The sequence below is a fragment of the Borrelia persica No12 genome (genome assembly GCF_000500045.1).
GTDB classification, from domain to species: Bacteria; Spirochaetota; Spirochaetia; order Borreliales; family Borreliaceae; genus Borrelia; species Borrelia persica.
This window is the reverse complement of the sequence record NZ_AYOT01000059.1, coordinates 1-238: the sequence shown is the minus strand read 5'-3', so window position 1 is coordinate 238 and position 238 is coordinate 1. Positions and strand designations below refer to the sequence as shown.

The following is a 238-nucleotide window of genomic DNA, read 5'->3' as shown; positions in this document are numbered from 1 at the left end:
AACTGTTTAATTCATCTGTTTCCCATGAACAAAAACAAGCTAAGGATGGTGTTGATACTAATGTTAATACGGTATTTTTGGAATCTTCTGGAGAGAGTGTTTCTTTTGAAGAAAGTATCCCTTTTTAGGGATAGTTAGATATTAATTAAAGGAGGTTGGAGGTTGGGATGAGGATCAAACAAAATAATCCAGAGTTACTTATTGAAATACAACAATGGGGTTGTTACTTTTTATGTTT

1 protein-coding gene is annotated in these 238 nt (G+C 32.4%); it reads left to right on the top strand.

What is annotated here, in order from left to right; genetic code table 11:
• Positions 1 to 167: 167 nt before the first annotated feature.
• Positions 168 to 238: DUF261 family protein (locus tag U881_RS13665; RefSeq protein ID WP_407637295.1), on the top strand; the 71-nt coding region annotated here is incomplete at its 3' end.